Origin of the sequence: Pseudoalteromonas sp. SIMBA_162, from assembly GCF_046535955.1 — a bacterium.
Lineage (GTDB): Bacteria > Pseudomonadota > Gammaproteobacteria > Enterobacterales > Alteromonadaceae > Pseudoalteromonas > Pseudoalteromonas marina.
Genome location: NZ_JAWJBQ010000705.1, coordinates 1 through 257, shown reverse-complemented (window position 1 = coordinate 257; position 257 = coordinate 1). Strand labels below are relative to the sequence as shown.

The 257-nt window shown below is 60.3% G+C and carries 1 protein-coding gene; it reads right to left on the bottom strand.

Going from position 1 to position 257, the window contains the following annotated elements:
- On the bottom strand, positions 1-257 hold a 257-nt coding region (locus tag R0J88_RS21495; RefSeq protein WP_410901102.1), incomplete at both ends, for a BCCT family transporter.

The window sequence follows — 257 nt, the reverse complement described above, 5'->3', positions numbered from 1 at the left end:
CGCGCCGTCCACAGTGTCATCGAGACGCCATCGGTGAGGTAATCCCCGAGCGCGGTGATGGAGCTCGCGATCAGATAGTTGGCGTCGCTCACCAGCAGGAAGTAGGCAAGGATGCCGAGGCAGACCCAGGTATTGAAGGTGGAAAGCAGCTTGATGCCACGTGCCACGCCGCTGGTCGCTGATAGAGTGGCGATGACGCTGATCAACACGATGGAGACCACGGTCACCATGCGCGACTTCTCTTCGATGAGGCCCAG